General features: G+C 62.5%; 18 protein-coding genes. 3 read left to right on the plus strand and 15 right to left on the minus strand.

Annotated features, from left to right (window positions below; genetic code table 11):
* Window positions 1–15: 15 nt before the first annotated feature.
* The 3 genes from ACX3P0_RS12510 to ACX3P0_RS12520 all read right to left on the minus strand — a co-directional run bounded on the left by ACX3P0_RS12510 (window position 16) and on the right by ACX3P0_RS12520 (window position 2,776).
* Window positions 16–1,077, minus strand: a complete 1,062-nt coding sequence (locus tag ACX3P0_RS12510; protein WP_459089250.1) for a nickel/cobalt transporter — start codon at window positions 1,075–1,077, stop codon at window positions 16–18.
* 26 nt (window positions 1,078–1,103) lie between these two features.
* The gene (locus ACX3P0_RS12515; RefSeq protein ID WP_459088894.1) at window positions 1,104–1,772 is read right to left on the minus strand and encodes a DUF1007 family protein; all 669 of its coding nucleotides are present in this window, start codon (window positions 1,770–1,772) and stop codon (window positions 1,104–1,106) included.
* Window positions 1,773–1,876: 104 nt separating this feature from the next.
* Window positions 1,877–2,776 carry a LysR family transcriptional regulator gene (locus tag ACX3P0_RS12520; protein WP_459088896.1) on the minus strand — a complete coding sequence of 300 codons (900 nt, stop codon included), beginning with the start codon at window positions 2,774–2,776 and terminating at the stop codon, window positions 1,877–1,879.
* Window positions 2,777–3,444: 668 nt separating this feature from the next.
* Here ACX3P0_RS12520 and ACX3P0_RS12525 point away from each other — a divergent pair.
* Together ACX3P0_RS12525 and ACX3P0_RS12530 are read left to right on the plus strand one after the other, a co-directional pair.
* The gene (locus ACX3P0_RS12525; RefSeq protein WP_459088898.1) at window positions 3,445–4,578 is read left to right on the plus strand and encodes a type III PLP-dependent enzyme; all 1,134 of its coding nucleotides are present in this window, start codon (window positions 3,445–3,447) and stop codon (window positions 4,576–4,578) included.
* 92 nt (window positions 4,579–4,670) lie between these two features.
* The gene (locus ACX3P0_RS12530) at window positions 4,671–5,246 is read left to right on the plus strand and encodes a GNAT family N-acetyltransferase (RefSeq protein WP_459088900.1); all 576 of its coding nucleotides are present in this window, start codon (window positions 4,671–4,673) and stop codon (window positions 5,244–5,246) included.
* 28 nt (window positions 5,247–5,274) lie between these two features.
* Here ACX3P0_RS12530 and ACX3P0_RS12535 read toward each other — a convergent pair whose 3' ends face one another.
* From ACX3P0_RS12535 to flhA, 7 genes are all read right to left on the minus strand, one after another.
* A complete protein-coding gene (locus ACX3P0_RS12535) occupies window positions 5,275–5,559 on the minus strand; it encodes an SCP2 sterol-binding domain-containing protein (RefSeq protein ID WP_459077956.1) in 285 nt (94 codons plus the stop codon).
* A gap of 154 nt (window positions 5,560–5,713) precedes the next feature.
* The gene (locus ACX3P0_RS12540) at window positions 5,714–6,232 is read right to left on the minus strand and encodes a hypothetical protein (protein WP_459077957.1); all 519 of its coding nucleotides are present in this window, start codon (window positions 6,230–6,232) and stop codon (window positions 5,714–5,716) included.
* 7 nt (window positions 6,233–6,239) lie between these two features.
* Window positions 6,240–6,665 carry a hypothetical protein gene (locus tag ACX3P0_RS12545; protein ID WP_459077958.1) on the minus strand — a complete coding sequence of 142 codons (426 nt, stop codon included), beginning with the start codon at window positions 6,663–6,665 and terminating at the stop codon, window positions 6,240–6,242.
* A 3-nt stretch (window positions 6,666–6,668) separates the two neighbouring features.
* On the minus strand, window positions 6,669–7,235 hold the full coding sequence (locus ACX3P0_RS12550; RefSeq protein WP_459088902.1) for a rod-binding protein: 567 nt from the start codon (window positions 7,233–7,235) through the stop codon (window positions 6,669–6,671).
* Between the two features lie 60 nt (window positions 7,236–7,295).
* Window positions 7,296–7,685, minus strand: coding sequence for a hypothetical protein (locus ACX3P0_RS12555; RefSeq protein WP_459088904.1), 390 nt, complete (start codon window positions 7,683–7,685; stop codon window positions 7,296–7,298).
* A 3-nt stretch (window positions 7,686–7,688) separates the two neighbouring features.
* On the minus strand, window positions 7,689–8,450 hold the full coding sequence (gene fliR / locus ACX3P0_RS12560) for a flagellar biosynthetic protein FliR (RefSeq protein WP_459077961.1): 762 nt from the start codon (window positions 8,448–8,450) through the stop codon (window positions 7,689–7,691).
* Between the two features lie 193 nt (window positions 8,451–8,643).
* Complete coding sequence (gene flhA / locus ACX3P0_RS12565; protein ID WP_459088906.1) at window positions 8,644–10,731, minus strand: flagellar biosynthesis protein FlhA; 2,088 nt, start codon at window positions 10,729–10,731, stop codon at window positions 8,644–8,646.
* Between the two features lie 184 nt (window positions 10,732–10,915).
* Between flhA and ACX3P0_RS12570 the strand changes: the two genes are divergently transcribed.
* Window positions 10,916–12,703, plus strand: a complete 1,788-nt coding sequence (locus ACX3P0_RS12570; RefSeq protein WP_459088908.1) for a chloride channel protein — start codon at window positions 10,916–10,918, stop codon at window positions 12,701–12,703.
* A gap of 29 nt (window positions 12,704–12,732) precedes the next feature.
* Here the strand turns inward: ACX3P0_RS12570 and ACX3P0_RS12575 are convergent, their stop codons facing one another.
* The 5 genes from ACX3P0_RS12575 to flaF form a co-directional block, all read right to left on the minus strand.
* Window positions 12,733–14,406 (minus strand): MFS transporter, encoded by a 1,674-nt coding sequence (locus ACX3P0_RS12575; RefSeq protein WP_459088910.1) that lies wholly within the window; start codon window positions 14,404–14,406, stop codon window positions 12,733–12,735.
* A gap of 199 nt (window positions 14,407–14,605) precedes the next feature.
* The gene (fliQ, locus tag ACX3P0_RS12580; RefSeq protein ID WP_459077965.1) at window positions 14,606–14,872 is read right to left on the minus strand and encodes a flagellar biosynthesis protein FliQ; all 267 of its coding nucleotides are present in this window, start codon (window positions 14,870–14,872) and stop codon (window positions 14,606–14,608) included.
* 3 nt (window positions 14,873–14,875) lie between these two features.
* Window positions 14,876–15,280: a flagellar hook assembly protein FlgD gene (flgD, locus tag ACX3P0_RS12585; protein WP_459088912.1), complete on the minus strand. Its 405-nt coding sequence runs from the start codon at window positions 15,278–15,280 to the stop codon at window positions 14,876–14,878.
* 2 nt (window positions 15,281–15,282) lie between these two features.
* The gene (gene flbT, locus ACX3P0_RS12590) at window positions 15,283–15,750 is read right to left on the minus strand and encodes a flagellar biosynthesis repressor FlbT (RefSeq protein ID WP_459088914.1); all 468 of its coding nucleotides are present in this window, start codon (window positions 15,748–15,750) and stop codon (window positions 15,283–15,285) included.
* Window positions 15,747–16,094, minus strand: a complete 348-nt coding sequence (gene flaF, locus ACX3P0_RS12595; RefSeq protein ID WP_459077968.1) for a flagellar biosynthesis regulator FlaF — start codon at window positions 16,092–16,094, stop codon at window positions 15,747–15,749. The genes flbT and flaF overlap by 4 nt, the downstream gene beginning before the upstream one ends.
* Window positions 16,095–16,103: the final 9 nt, after the last annotated feature.

The following is a 16,103-nucleotide window of genomic DNA, read 5'->3' on the forward strand; positions in this document are numbered from 1 at the left end:
CTGGTTGAGCCGCTCTCAGGCGCTCAGAGCGGCGGAAAGAAGCAGCAGCCCGAACAGGAAGACGAAGGCCGCGCCGCCGATCTCGACGAGCGCATGGATGCGATTGCCGAGGCGTCCGTCTCCGGCGAAATAGACGGCCCAGTTCTTGGCGGTCACCGCGATGGTGGCCAGCGCCGAGACGGTGATGGCGGTGCCGAGCGCCATGGCGAGCACCGACAGGATACCGCCCACCCACAGGCCGTTAAGCAGCGCGAAGGAAAGCACGATCAGCGCGCCGGAGCAGGGGCGAATGCCGACGGCGACGACCGCGGTCCAGGCCGTGCGCCAGTCGAAACGGTCGCCGGACAGCAGTGCTGGATCGGGTGCGTGGCTGTGGCCGCAGGTCTCGCAAACCTCGATTCCCTGGCTGGGAAGCTCTTCGCGGTTATGCGCGGGGTAGCGCAGGCGACTGTGTGTTTGCGTGCAATAGGAGCCGTCGGCATGGATATGGCCCGCCGCCGACGCATGGGCAGCCGAAAGGCTGCGGGCAGCGCGTGCGCCGAACAGCCGGAGCAGCGAAGGCCCGGCTTTCTTCCACAACAACCATGCGCCGAAACCGGTTACAAAGACGTAGCTCGAAATTTCAAGGAAGCGGGCGGCATCGGTCATCGACACCGATGTGCCGCGCAGAACGAAATAGGCGAGCAGCATGACCACGATCGCGGTTATCGCCTGCAGCAGCGCCGAAACGAACGACAGGAGGATGCCGCGCCGCAGCGCTACCTCGTTCGCCACCATGTACGAGGAAATGACCGCCTTGCCGTGGCCGGGGCCGGCGGCGTGGAAGATGCCATAGGCAAAGGACAGGCCAATGAGCAGCCAGAGCTTGCTCTCATCCTGGCGCATGGCCTTCATGGCGTTGGCCAGCGCCCGGTAAAACGCCTGTTGCTGCTGGTTGATCCACAGCAACTGGTGCGCGAACAGGCCGGTGCCGGCCGGCATTGCGTCGTTGGTGCCGATGCCGAGCGAACTCTGGGCCTGCGCGAGGCCGGTGAAATGCGACGCAACGAAAGCCGCGGCCAGCAAGCACAAGATCATGCGAAGGTTGGCTTTAGTCACCTTGTCTATCCGCTCGCCCGGCAGTTCAGTTCCAGCTTGGTCGCGAAAATCTTGCTCATGTCGGTGCCGGTCGGATCGTTGAAGAAGGCATCGGTCAGCGTCTTCTGGTTCTCGGCAATCGCGGTGTCCGGGTCTGGCCGGATAACGGTTTTCGTGCAATTCGCGGGCATCTCGTCGACGGCCATGTTGGCGTCCTCTGGAAAGTCGATCGCGGTATAGAAGGTCGGATCATAGACGCCGAAATCGATCTTGCCGGCCAGCTTGATCGGGGTGTCGGGCTCGGATTCGAACAGGACGATAAGCTGGTTATTGTCGAAATTGGCCATCAGATGCGAAGGCGGCTTCATCTTCACGTCCTTGCCGTCAACCGTGACGAGCTGGAAGTACTTGTATTCGGCCAGCGAGGCGAAGATCGTGTCCGACACTTCCTTCAGTTCGGTATCGTCCAGCTTCAAGTCGGAATTCTTGTCGAATTCCATCAGCACCGTGCTCGAAAACAGATCGTCGAAGCGCCAGACGTGGCGTAGCGCCGTCACGCTTTGGTGATCCGCGCTCAGCACCACGTCCAGCCGGGCTTCGGCAAAGACGTGCGGGTGCGCGTCGGCCGTCCCAGCGGCAGCCAGCAGCGATGCCGCAGCGGCGGCCAGCGTGAAAATTCGTCTTTTGAGCGGCATGGTCCATCGCAGATTCGTCGGCGGTCAAGAAAGCCGAGAGTTATCACAAAGGGGGCGAAATTCGGACCGGCCGCACCCTAATCCGTCACCACGACCGAAAGCGTTTACCGGGGTTCCGCATTTTTGAACCATTGCGCCAGGAAATCGACGAAAACGCGCACTTTCGCCGGCAGGTAGCGTCGATGCGGGTAAACCGCAAAGATGCCGGCCCCGGCCAGAATGCGGCCGTCCAAGGCGGTGACCAGACGACCGCTTTCAATTTCGGGCGCGGCGATAAAATCGGGCAATATGCAAAATCCGAGGCCCGCGACCGCTGCCGCCCGCGCGGTCATGGGGCTGTTGACCACAATCGGCCCCGACACCGCAACGCTTACCGGGTCGCCGCTGTCGCCCTTGAACTGCCAGTTGGAAAGCCCGCGACCGTTGGTGTCGACGATGCAGGGAATGCGCGCAAGATCCTGCGGCCGCTCGGGCATGCCACGCTTGGCGATAAAATCCGGCGAGGCGCACAGCCGCACCGAGAACGGGGCAAGCCGCCGCGCGATCAGCGAGGAATTCTCCAACCGCGAGATACGCACGGCGAGGTCGAAACCTTCTTCGACGAGATCGACGAATCGGTCGTCGAGGTGAATGTCGAGCACGATATCGGGGTGCTGTTTGGCGAAGTCGATCAGCGACTGGCCGATCGGCGCGTCAGCGAAGGTGCGCGGCGCTGACAGCTTGATGCGGCCGCGCACGTCGCCGGATGATTCGCGCACCGCATCCGACAGGCTGTCGACCTCGCGGATGATCTCCGATGCGCGCCGGTAATAGGTGTGCCCGGCTTCGGTCAGCGAGAACTGCCGCGTCGTGCGGTTGAGCAGCAGCGCGCCAAGATCGTCCTCCAGTTCGCGCACATATTTGGACAATAGCGCCTTGGAGCGGCCGATCTTGCGGGCCGCCGCCGAGAACCCCTCCGCCTCGACGACATCGATGAAGGCGCGCATGCGGGTCAGGGTGTCCATGGCGTGGGTCTTTCAGTCTGTTGGTCGCAACGAATCATCAAGAGCAGACCGCGGCTGGGGCCATTCCGCGAGAATCCATCAGGCGTGGGCAGGCTTATAGCCGAGCGCTTCACCAGTTGAAAGAACGGGCTGCGGCGGGCGCTTTCCAGGCCCCGAAACGGGTAGTCGAAATTAAATGCGAAAATCGAATTTAGTCATTGATTGGACATGATTCTCTGCCTATATCGCGCTTGCCCAAAGTCGCACGTGCCTGTGGGTGTCCGCCGATCCTCGAATGGCGAGAAAATCGGTAAGGTAACCGGAGCTAACCCCTCCGGTCGGTTTAGCGGCCAACCGCGAAATCGAGGACACCTTGAAGCAACGACGGTGCGGGCCTTTCTGGTTCTCTTCCGGCTGTCCAAAAGTCGGAATTACTGAAGAGGCACACCATCATTGCCGGCAGTGCGGAACGGGGTACTCCCAATCCAAGCCAAGGCAGACAAAGCGGGTTTCTGGCCGGGCAAGGCCATCGACCCATCGCCGCGAGATGGCGTTTCATGGTTCCGGTGTTTCCACCGGCTGGTTCCATGCATTTCTATCTCGCCTTTGTTTGACGAGCGCGATCGCGAGGCCGAGGCCCGTGTTCCGCACCCTTGCGCGCGCTTGAACGAGCGCGTCTGGAGAGAGCTATGGCAACCCAGCGCATTCTTGATTTCCTTGCAGTCCGACGACCGGAAGGTCCTTGCCTCGTGGTCGATCTCGAAGTCGTCGCGGACAATTTCCGCGCGTTCGAAAGGGCCATGCCCGATTCGAAAATCTACTACGCGATCAAGGCGAACCCAGCGCCCGAGATCCTGCGCCTGCTGGCGCAGATGGGGTCGTCCTTCGACGCCGCTTCCTTCGCCGAGGTCGAGATGGCGATGAATGCGGGCGCTACGGCCAACCGCATTTCCTTCGGGAACACGATCAAGAAGGAGCGCGACATTATGCGCGCCTACGAACTTGGTATCCGCATGTTTGCCGTGGATTGCGTCGAGGAAGTGGAAAAGATCGCCCGCGTTGCGCCGGGCGCCCGCGTATTCTGCCGCGTGCTGACCGACGGCGAGGGCGCCGAGTGGCCGCTGTCGCGCAAGTTCGGCTGCGTGCCGGCCATGGCGGTTGATGTGCTTCGCCGTGCCAAGGCGCTTGGCCTGGACGCTTATGGTGTGTCGTTCCATGTCGGCTCGCAGCAGACCGACCTCAACGCCTGGGATCGGGCGCTGGGCGACGCGCGGCAGGTATTCGCCAGGTTGGCCGAAGAGGGCATCGTGTTGAAGATGGTCAATATGGGCGGCGGTTTTCCGACGCGCTATCTGCGCGACGTGCCGGCGGCGCAGGCCTATGGCCACGCCATTTTCGAAGCGCTGCGCAAGCATTTCGGCAATGCCATTCCCGAAACCATTATCGAGCCGGGTCGCGGCATGGTCGGCAATGCCGGTGTCATCAAGTCCGAAGTCGTGCTGATTTCCAAGAAGGCCGACAACGACAATGTGCGCTGGGTTTTCCTCGACATCGGCAAGTTCGGCGGATTGGCCGAGACGATGGACGAGGCGATCCGCTACCCGCTCGTCACGCGCCACGACGGCAGCGAGACCGCGCCTTGCGTGCTGGCTGGCCCGACCTGCGATTCGGCCGACGTCATGTATGAAAAGACGCCGTACCCGTTGCCGCTGTCGCTGACCATCGGCGACGAGGTGTTGATCGAGGGCACCGGCGCCTACACGACAACCTATTCGGCTGTCGCCTTCAACGGCTTTGAACCGCTCCGATCCTACGTGATCTGACGGCTCATCGAGCCGTCAGATCGATCCGCCGCCGGCGTTGATGTCGGCGACGGATTCGCTTGTGGAAAATCCGCTCGTGAAGGATCGCGAAAATGGAAATGTCCGTCGAAATCCTGGATGGCTCGCCTCTTTTTGAGGTTGGGGCGGAAGCCGCCGCCAACGGTGCGGCGCGCGAAGCGTTGCTTGACCGCGCCATGGGACTGGCGCGTCGCCGCAAATCATCGGAAAAGCTGCGCCGTGGCCGCCGGCCCGCCGAGGGCCTTGCTTTTGTTGCGCGCAACCCTGCTGGAACCGTTGTCGGCACCGTCCGTCTTTGGGATGTATCGCTGGGCGAGGGCGGTGCTGCGGCGCTGTTGCTTGGGCCGCTTGCGGTCGATCCCACATGCAAGAATGCCGGTATCGGCTCGGCGCTGATGCGCTATGCCGTGGCGGAAGCCGCGCGGCTTGGCCATTCGGCGATCCTGCTTGTCGGCGATGCGTCTTATTACGCCCGCTTCGGCTTTTCGGCCACAAGCACCGGAGCGCTTTCCATGCCCGGCCCGTACGAACGGCACCGCTTCCTGGCGCTGGAATTGACGCCGGGGGCGCTGGATGACGCAAAGGGTACGCTGAAGCCTGCGGGCCGCAAGCTGAATGCGGCAGGCAGGCGCGAAATACTGGCGGCCTGACCGGGGTAGAGCCTCGGGCCTGGCCGGGTCAGCCGATCAACTGGCTGAGGGCCATGGCGACGGTCATGTCGCCTTCGACCTTTATCTTGCCGGTCATGAACGCCATGGTCGGGTTGAGGTCGCCTGCGATCAGCGATTCCAGATCGTCCAGCGACAGCTTGATGGTGCAATCGGCCGCGCCGTCCGTGGTCGAAATGGTGGCGCCGTCGATGACGATCACGCCGTCGCTGCCCGTATCGAACTTCACGGAGCGGTCGAAGCCGCCGCTTTCCACTCGCGCCCTGATCTGTTCGGCAATGTCGTGAATGCTCATCGTGGCTTCTCCTGTCATCGGCTGGCAGGCGCGCTGCCCGTATAGCCGCCTCGCCATGCACGAAGGCAGCACCACGCGCTATACCCTTTATCTTACGTTTACGTCAACTGGATGGGGGCGGCCGAGCCTATGCGTCCAATCGGGCGCACGGTGTCTACTGGCTCTCTTTCGGTTTTATCAGGGGAGCGGTGTTCTCGGCCCCCTTTTTTCGCCGGATGGAATTGTCGCGAATCTCGTCTTTTGTCAGGAAGTCGATCTGATCGACCAGGATTTCGTGCACCAGTTCCTCACCTACCCGCGCGTTGATCGAGGTGCGGATAGCCTCTCGAAAGGCATTGATGTCGAATTCCGTCTTCTTGGTGAAGTCGATCTGCGGGTTCATGTAAAGATAGGAATAGACCTCATCGGTAATCAGGGCCTCCGCTGGAACCGATAATTTCTTCACCTGCTCCGGCTCGACGGTATAGACGAGCTTGGTCAGCAGATAGCCTTCGATTGCCGAATTGCGCACCAGCGGCACGGAAATGACGTCGGTGTTGACGTAGTCCAGGCCGCCCAGCATCGGCTTGGGCGGTTTGTCCGCGCCGGCCTCGCCTGCCGCCTGAAACGAATAGAACACCGCCCCGACCGTGGCCACGCAGATCCAGATTGCCGCGGCGATGAATTTTATCATCGCGTGCTCACGGCCGCGCCCAGCCGAACTCGCTGGCGCAATAGGTGCCGTCCGCTTCGGCGCGCTGGATCGCGTTCTTCAAGAGGTTGGCGACTTCGGTAACGGCGTTGAGATGGGCGACAATCGCGGCTTCGTTGGCAGTCAGCTTTTCCTTCAGCCGGGTCAATCCGTCCCGGTGCTGTTCCATATGTTCGCCCTGGCTCATGCCTTTCATGGCGCGGTTCAACTCGTAGAGGCAGCGGCTCTTGCGCGCGTTCGACGCCTTCAGGTCGAAGCGGGGATCGGCGCGGATACCGGCGGTTTCCTCTTCGACGGCATCCTCGATGCGCCGGATGATGATGTCGAGATTCCCAGTGCGCACGAAAGGAACCGGCGCGTCCGTTGCCGTCGTCAGCGCGGGCAGGTTCGACGTGAATTCGGAATAGTCGGCCATGCCCTAGACCTTTCCTTTGACTTGCGCGGCTGTCTCGTCACCGGTCATGGAACGCGCCATCCGGCGTTCGACTTCCTGGACCAGCGAGGTAGACAAAGCGGCCTGGCGGTCGCTCTCGACCCGTTCCGGACCGCCCGAAACGGGGCCGATGGGAACCTTGCGCTTGCCATCGAGATAGTGGTCGGCGAGCATCGACCGGGCGATGCCGATGCCGCCACGTTCGGCCATCACGTCGGCGATATGCTCGGCCATCTGCGACTTCCACATGTCGCCGGCGAGGCCCTTGCCGTAAACGCCTTCCGCGTCTTTCGGCAGCATGTTCTGGATGAATGTCTGCAGGACCATCGCCTCGAAGCGCTTGAATTTCGTCGCATCGCCGGAATCGGTCTGGGCCGCCGTCGTGCGCGAAAGTGTCGTTGTCCGCGAAAGCATTGGGGCGTCGTCGATCGTGAAGGCGGGCGAAGCGGCTCCGGCCCGCTTGGTCAGGGCCGCACGCGCTGCCTCGATCTCGGTCGGGCCGACGGCGCGGGCAACGTCCAATACGATGTCGCTGGGTGGGGAGATTGCCAAAAGTTCCGGCCCTCGCGTGGTTTCCTGATCGTATCCTTGCAAAACAAGCTTGTGGCAGGCTTACGAAGGTTCGCCTTTGCGCTGCAAGCCGATGAGGTCGAGCCTGTCGCGGTCGGCTAGTTCGCGCTCTTCGCTGCGGCTGACCTCTTTGTAGGCGCGCTCGACCATGTTGGTTCGCGCGGTGGCCGCGACGATGGCGCCGGCCTCCTGACGGGCGCTGTCGAGGTTCTGCTGCTGGCGTGCGGCGGCATTGGCGATGCGGCGGTGATAAAGATCGGGAAACAGACTGGAAAGCGAATCGGCGGCGTCGAACCGTTCGACCAATGCGCTTGCTTCGGCCTGGGCCTCGTGTGCCTGGGACAGGAATGTCGCGTGGCGGGTTTCGTGCAGGGCTTTCAATTTTTCCTGCACGAGGACCAGTTTTTTCAGTCGTTGCCTGCGGGTGGTCATGAATTATCGTGCCAAGGTCATGTCGATGAAATTGTCGGCGAACAGCGATAGCAGCGTACCGATCGCGAAATAGAAGATGATCATGCCGCCGGCGATGACGAAGGGCAGCGAGATGAAATAGACCGGGATCTGCGGGGTCAGCTTGTTGACGAAGCCGATCGTCAGGTTGACCAGGATCGCATAGGCGACGAACGGGCTGCCGAGGCGCAGCACCAGGAAAAAGGAATCCGATAGCGTATCGGTGACATCGACCAGTGCCGTTTGCGGGTTGAAGAAAACGTTGACCGGGGCGACCGAGTAGGACGACACCAGCGCGCGGATCACCTCATGATGAAAGTCGAAGACGAAGAGGAACAGAAGCGCCGACAGCGAGATGATTTCGGCCAGCGCCGCCTGCGGTTCCGGTTCCTCGATGGCGGGACCGCCCATGCTGGTCAGGCCGATCTGCATGGCGATGGCGGCGCCGATGAAGCGCAGCGCTTCCATGTAAAGCCTTGTCATCGCGCCGATCAGCCCGCCGACCAGAAGTTCGGAGGCGATCATCGGCAAAAGGACCGCCGGATGGGGATCGGCGAAGGGATAAATCTTGTCCCACAGAAAGCTCAGCAGCCCGAAGGTCACGGCGACCGATACGAACAGCCTGATCTGCAGCGGCACGCGCACGCTCGACGTTCCGGGCATCAGCATGAAACAGGCGCCGACCCGGCAGAAGGCAAGGAACGCCGCGATGATGACATCTTGCGAGAGAATGGGGAGGCCGGTCATGGCGCGCGGCCTGACGAGGTTGCTACCCCCGCCCCTGACCCCTGCCCCCAAGGGGGAGGAGGGTTCTGCAGCGCCCAGTCGCAAGCAAGCCGCCAACCTTTGCGGCAAGACGCCACAAGATTTCCCTCCCCCTTGTGGGTAGGGTTCGGGGGTAGGGGCAGGTCGGGCGAACGTTCGAAAATTTTCATGTGGCCTACGAGATGGTGCCCAGCACCCTGACCTCGACGCCCTTGGCGATTTCGACGTGGCTGAGCACGGGCAGCGTGGTGAACAGGCGTTCCACGATCATGCGCACATAGGGCCGCGCATCCGGGGCGGTAACGAGGACGAAGCGCTCTCCCGCCTCGAGAAATTTGCGGATCGCCTTGGTGGCGTCCTGGCCGAATTCCTCGAGTTGGCGCGGGTCGATGTCGAATTCGCGCACCTCGCCCTTGGCGTCGCGCTTGAGGCTCTGGTGGAAGGCGAGGTCCCAGCGGTTACCGAGCCGCAGAACCTTGAGCACGCCGCCTTCGGAAAGGTCGCCGCAAATCTGCTGGGCCATGCGAACCCGCACATGCTCGACGATCTGCTCGGTGCGGCGCACATGCGGCGCGATTTCGGCGATGGCCTCGATGATGAGATGCAAATTGCGGATCGAGACGCGCTCGGCCAGCAGCAGTTTCAGCACCGCCTGCAGGCCCGGATAGGAGATGTGCGTGGTGCAAATCTCGTCGGCAAGCTTGCGGTATTCCGGGTCCTGCCGCTCGAGAAGTGCCTTCATGTCCTTGTAGGACAGGAGCTGCGGCAGGTTGTTGCGGATGACTTCCGACAGATGCGTAAGCAGCACCGACATGTTGTCCGCATAGGTATATTGCTCGCGCTTCAAATCTTCGGCGAAGGTCTCCATCACCGAGAAGGCGCGCATGCCGAATGCCGGCTCGCGCACCTCTTCGCCCGGAATGTCGGGAAGGTCGCGCGTGCCCAGCAGGACCATGATTTCGCCGACCCGCATCTGGTATTCGGCAACGACCGTGCCGTGCACCTTGATCTGGTAGCTCTTCGGCGGGATGGCGAAATCGTCGGTCAGGCGAACCTCCGGCACGACGAAGCCGTATTGGGTGGCGAATTTCTTGCGCATCTTGGCCATGCGGAACGCCAGTTCCTGATGCGATGAGACCAGCTTGGTCGACAACTGCTTGCCGATCAGAAGCTCGATTTCGGCGGTGGCGAGTGACGCCTTGATGGAGTTCTTCTCCTCCTCGACCTTGTCGACGCTCTGCTGCTCCTTGACGGCGTCCGCCTCCGCGACGCGACGATTTTCACGCAGCGGAATGATGTAGCCGAGAGCGGCCATGGCCGCTGCCATGGCGAAGAACGGGAACATCGGCAGGCCGGGCATCAAGCCAAGCAGCGTCAACATCGACGCGGCGACGTAGAGGGCGCGCGGATGGGCGCCAAGCTGGCCGAAAACCGCCTGGTTGGTCGATCCGCGGGTACCGCCCTTGGAAACGAGCAGGCCGGCGGCGAGCGAGACGATGAGCGCCGGGATCTGGGTGACGAGGCCGTCGCCGACGGAAAGCTTGATGAAGACATCGGCGGCTTCGCCCATGCCCATGTCGTGGCGGATATAGCCGATGGCGATGCCGCCGACGATGTTGATGGCGGTGATGATGAGGCCGGCGATGGCGTCGCCGCGCACGAATTTGGAGGCGCCGTCCATCGATCCGAAGAAGGAACTTTCCTCTTCCAGTTCGCGGCGGCGCAGTTGGGCGGTCTTGTCGTCGATCATGCCGGCCGACAGGTCCGCGTCGATCGACATCTGCTTGCCCGGAATGGCGTCCAGCGTGAAGCGTGCGCCGACCTCGGCGATACGCGTCGCGCCCTTGGTGATGACGATGAAGTTGACCACGACCAGGATCATGAAGACGATCAGGCCGATGACGAAGTCGCTCGACATGACCAGCTTGGAAAAGCCCGAAATGACATAGCCGGCGGCATGGGTACCTTCATTGCCATGCGCCAGGATCATGCGTGTCGTGGCGATGTTGAGCGAAAGCCTCAGCATCGTGGCGATCAGCAGGATGGTCGGGAAAGACGAGAAGTCGAGCGGCCGCTGGATCCACAGGGCCACCATCAGGATCAGCACCGAAAGCGCGATGGAAAATGCGAGACCGATATCGATGAGGAAGGCCGGGATCGGCAGGAACAGCACCGCCAGGATGAAGACGATGCCGAGCGCAAAGAAGACGTCGCGGCCGTTCTTGGGCAGCGGAACCGTCGAGATGCTTTCGCTGATTGCCATCTGTGCTCCGGCCCAACCGTCTTGCCGGGCATCAGACAGAGGCCCGCAAGTTCGAAACTAGTCGTTCAAGCTTGCGCGAGGGTGGCAGGCAGCGCGCCGGAAACCGCCTCGCGTGCGGGGAGACGGTTGTCAGGCGCTGGCGGCGGGCGTATCAGCGCGCAACTTTTGTTCGATCCTGAGCCGTATGTTGCCTTCAGCAAACCAATACGCCCTGCGTGCTCGTCGCCTTCGCGCCGTGTTCATCCGGTCCATTCCGATGCTGCAGGCGCGCGGCATAGCGGTCGTCGTGCTTGCTGCCGGCGTGGGCGTGGCGGCAGGCTTCATCGTCACGGCGATGAGCCAGTTGGTGCAAAGCCTGCACTGGCTGCTGTTCGGCCTGCAGCCCGGCGCACGCCTGTCGGCGATGTTTTCGCTGCAAAGTCCGATCCAGGCGCTGATGCCGGCGGTGGGCGGTATCCTGCTCGGGCTGACGTTCGTTTATCTTAAAAGGCGGAAATACGGCACGCCCGTCGACCCCATCGAGGCCAACGCGCTCTATGGAGGCCGCATGTCGCTTACCGACACCTGGATCATCGCTCTACAGACCATGATCTCCAGCGGCTTCGGTGCTTCAGTCGGGCTGGAGGCGGGCTATACGCAGGTTGGGTCGGGGCTGGCGTCGCGGCTGGCGCGCACCTTCAACCTGCGCCGCAACGACACGCGCATTCTGGTCGGCTGTGGTGCCGCCGGCGCCATCGCGGCCGCGTTTGATGCGCCGCTGACCGGCGCTTTCTACGGGTTCGAACTGATTATCGGCATTTACTCGATCGGCAATGTCGCTCCGGTCATGGCGGCAGCGATCTGTGCGTCGCTTACCGCCGAAATGTTTGGCGGCGTGCCGTTTCCGCTCGAGCTTTCGGGCCTGCCGGCGCTTACCGCCAGCCAGTATTTGCCTTTCATCCTGCTGGGGCTGCTGGGCGGCGGCGTATCCATTGCCATCATGCGCCTGGTAAACCTGACCGAACGGGCCTTCGCCAGAATGAGGATCAGCGGACCGCTGCGGCCTTTCATCGGCGGCTGCGCGGTCGGCCTCCTGGGCCTGGTCACGCCGCAGGTCTTGTCCAGCGGTCATGGCGCGCTGCATCGTGAATTCGCCATGAATTACGGCCTTGCCGTGGTGACGAGCGTTTTCCTGCTCAAGCTCGCCGCATCATCGATCTCGCTCGGGTCCGGCTTTCGCGGCGGCCTGTTCTTCGCCTCGCTTTTTCTCGGCGCCCTGCTTGGCAAGATGTTTGCGGGCGTGATGGCCTTCGTGTCGCCGGCGACCGGCATCGATCCGTCCGTGGCAGCGGTCGTCGGCATGACATCGCTGGCGGTCGGGGTCGTCGGCGGGCCGTTGACGATGACGTTCCTGGCGCTGGAATCCACCCGCGACCTGACGCTGACCGGCGTGGTGCTGGCGGCTTCGATCATGTCGGCTATCCTGGTTCGGGAAACGTTCGGGTATTCCTTCTCCACCTGGCGCTTTCATCTGCGCGGCGAAACCATTCGCGGCGCCAACGATATCGGCTGGATGCGCAGCCTCACTGTCGAGAAAATGATGCGCAAGGACGTCAAGACCATAGACGGCTCGACGACGCTGGCTGCCTTTCGCACGGCGGTGCCGCTGGGTTCGGCGCAGCGCGTCATCGCCATCGACAGCGAGAAGCGCTATGCCGGCGTGCTGATCGTCGCCGAACTGCACAGCGACCTTTCAAATGCGGAAAGCCCGGTGCTGGCGCTGGCCAAGTTCAAGGACGCGGTTCTGGTTCCCACCATGAACGTGCAATCGGCGGCCGAAACCTTCGAGCGGGCCGGGGCCGAGGAACTGGCGGTGGTCAAGGACTTTACCGATCGCATCGTCGTCGGCCTGCTCACCGAAGGGCACCTGATGCGGCGCTATGCTGAGGAACTCGACAAGGCGCGGCGGGATCTTTCGGGCGAGAGCGACTGAACCGCCGTTTGCCGGCGGGGAAACCCATATCAATGTCGGTTTCTTGGCTCGCTTGCCGCGCCAAGGCCGTGGTCGGCGCTTGTCGGGCGCTCGATCATGCGGCGCACGCGTGGCCGCTCATTGCCGCTGTGCAAAGCGCGGATGCGCTCGGTAATTGCTGAATCCGCATGCGTGGCCCGCGTATTGTGGCGGATATAATCGAGCCAGGTCGGTGTGTGATAGCTTTCCATCCATAGTTCGGGATTACCGAGGTCGCGCCCCAGCGTCCAGTTGCGAGCGCCGTCGCGGCGGCGGATGCGTCCGCGTTCGGCCATCAGCGCGATGAACTCCGGCAGGTCTTCTTCCTTGATGACATATTCGATCATGATCGCGATGGGGCCGCTGCGCGGCTTGAGATCGAGCGCAAGCATCGGCTCGGTCCAGCGGTTGAGCGGATCGAGGTTGAGCGCGGCATGCTCAGGCAAGGGCAAAAGCAGGCCTATGGCACCGCCGGCCAGCATGGCGATGCCTGCGGCGATCAGCGAAACATCGACGCCATGTGCGTCGGCGACGACGCCCCAGATCCAGCTGCCGAGCGCGATGCCGCCGAAATTGGCGGTCTGGTAGATCGACAGCGCGCGGCCCACCACCCAGCGCGGCGTCGACATCTGAACGGTTACGTTGAAATGCGAAAGAGCGATCACCCAGCAGGCGCCGCCGACGAACAGGCCGATCGCGGTTTGCCACGCTTGATGGCTGAAGGCCGCGTTGACCGCGCAGAACGCGAAGCCGGCAAAGGCCCAGCGCACCATCGTTTCGCTGGAAAGCAGCGCGCGCAGCCGAACGCTGGCGAGTGCGCCGCAGACGGCGCCGACGCCGAAAGCGCCGAGCAGGATGCCATAGGTCAGCGCATCGCCATGGATGAGGTCGCGCGCGATCAGCGGTAGCAGCGCAAGCACGGAGCCGGCGGTGAAGCCGAAGGCGAATGCCCGCACCAGCACCTTGCCGATGTTGGGCGACATGGCGACGTAGCGCAGGCCGGCGGCCATAGCGGCGCCGAATGCTTCGCGTGGCAGCGAAGCGTCCGGCAATTGCGGCTTCCAGCGAAACAGCACGACGATCAGGGCGATATAGCTGAAGGCATTCGCGGCAAAGGCGGCGGCGGCCCCGGCGGCGGCGACGATGATGCCGCCGATTGCCGGTCCGACGCTGCGTGTCAGGTTGAAGCCCAGGGAATTGAGGGCCACGGCCGCCGGCACCTTGGCGCGCGGCACGATGTCGCCGACCGACGCCTGCCAGGACGGGCTGTTGAGGGCGGTGCCGGAATCGATCAGGAAGGTGAAGGCGAGCAACGACCAGGGCGTCAGTAGGCCATTATAGGCGAACACCGTCAGGACGACCGAAATGACGAGCATGAAGCACTGTGCGGTCAGCATGACCGTGCGCCGGTTGAAGCTGTCGGCGATGGCGCCGGCAACCAGCGAGAACAGCATGATGGGCAAGGTGGTGGAGGCCTGGACCAGCGCAACCTGATAGGGCGACGTGGCGATCGTGGTCATCAGCCATGCAGCGCCAACCCCCTGGATGAGGCCGCCGAAATTGGAGACGAGGCTGGCGCCCCAGACCGCGCGGAAGATGCCGTGCTGGAAGGGGGCCAATGCCGAGACACGTTCGCTTTCCGGCTCGTCGTCGATTACATGCGTGGTTCCGCTTTCGTGCGGCATTCGGCTTCCCCGGCAGGACTTTCAGGCGGCGCAAATCGCGTTGGCGTTATAGCATCGGACCGAAAAGTGGCGACGGTTTTCGGATTATTCCGATGCTCAATCAAAATGTTAGAGCGTCCTTTGTGCGTCCAATCGGACGCACGGCGCTCTAATGTAACCTACGGTTTGCAAAGGTCGATTGCCTTTTGGAGAAAGACCGTCAGAATCCGGTCTGGACACGCTCGAAGATGACGTTGGTGAATGCCGAGATCTGGCTGCCGATGAACGGGCCGGTAAGCGCCACGACGAGCATGATGGCAACGATCTTCGGAACGAAGGTCAGCGTGATTTCCTGGATCTGGGTGAGCGCCTGGATGAGCGCTATGCCGACGCCCACGGCCATGGCGACAAGGACGACGGGAGCAGAGGCGGTCAGGACCGTCCACACCGCAAACTGGACGATGTCGAGCGCGTCGGCTTCGTTCATGCTTTAGCTGGCCGGCTTGATCGTTATGCCGGGGCCGACCGCGACCTCCGTGCCATCGCCAAGCACGGCGATCAGGCCGGAGCTTGCGAGGCGCACCTCCGCGACCGTGCCGGTGGTGGCGCCATCGGCGGAAGTGATGGAGCGGCCAATGATGCTGTCGGCCTGCGCCAATGCCGAGGTCTGGAGAATCTGATCGAGCTTGGCATTCGACTGCACCGTCTGCTCGACCTGGGAAAAGGTAGCGAGCTGGGCAACGTATTGGGTGGAATCCATCGGCTGTGTCGGATCCTGGTTCTTCATCTGGGCGATGAGGAGTTTCAGGAAGGAGTCGTAATCAACCGCCGTCTTGGATTTTTGGGCGGCCTGGCTGGTGCCCACGGGAAGTGTCGTCGTCATATCCACGTTCATATTCAGCGTGCTCCCACTGCCATCGGGCGACCGCTATTGTCGTCCCGAACCCTGTTGTCGTCCAGAACCGGATTTTCGCTGCCGGAAAGCAGGCTGTGTTCGATAGGATAGAGCGCGCGGATCGCCTTCAGCGCCTCATAGATCCTGTCTTCGCCGACCATTCGGTCGATGTTCTTGAGCGCGCTGCGTACCTGCTCGTCCTGGAAGGTCACCAGCAAAAGCGGTAGCGAGCGGCGAACCATTTCACGCGCGTCGACGGCCCCTTGCGGGTTCATCAGCATGACCTGCAAAATGAAGTAAAGCTGCTTGAGCGGCGTCGATGCCTGTTCCGGCTGCAGCACATGGTTTTCCAGCAGGAACTGGACGTCGTTGAGGAGTTCGAGCGTCACCTTGCGGTCGACACGGATGACCGCGCCGTTGACATAGAGCTTTTCGTTCGGCTTCAGCGACAGTTTCAGCGTGTTTTTCATTGAATGCCGTCCCGGATGATCTGGGAGACTTCGATGATGCCTTCGAAATTGTCGGTGCGGCCCTGCCGGATGTCCTCGGCCTCGCGCAGCACCCACAGGCCGATGGAAATCAGGTTGGCGCGCAGTTCCTTGGGCAAGGCATTGTCGCTCGAGCCAAGATCCTCGACGAAATTCGTCCAGACGCGGTTGGTGAAGTGCAGGGCCTCGATGGCCTCCATCGACTGATGGCCCGCTGCCGCCGCCGCCGTCAGCAGGTCGATGGAACGGCTGAGGAGCTGCCGCTCGCGATCCTTCGCGTCTGCCACCGAGTCGGTCTGAATATCGGCGTATGAGAATTGGTACATCGCGGGTTC

It is taken from the genome of Mesorhizobium sp. A556, from assembly GCF_054489545.1.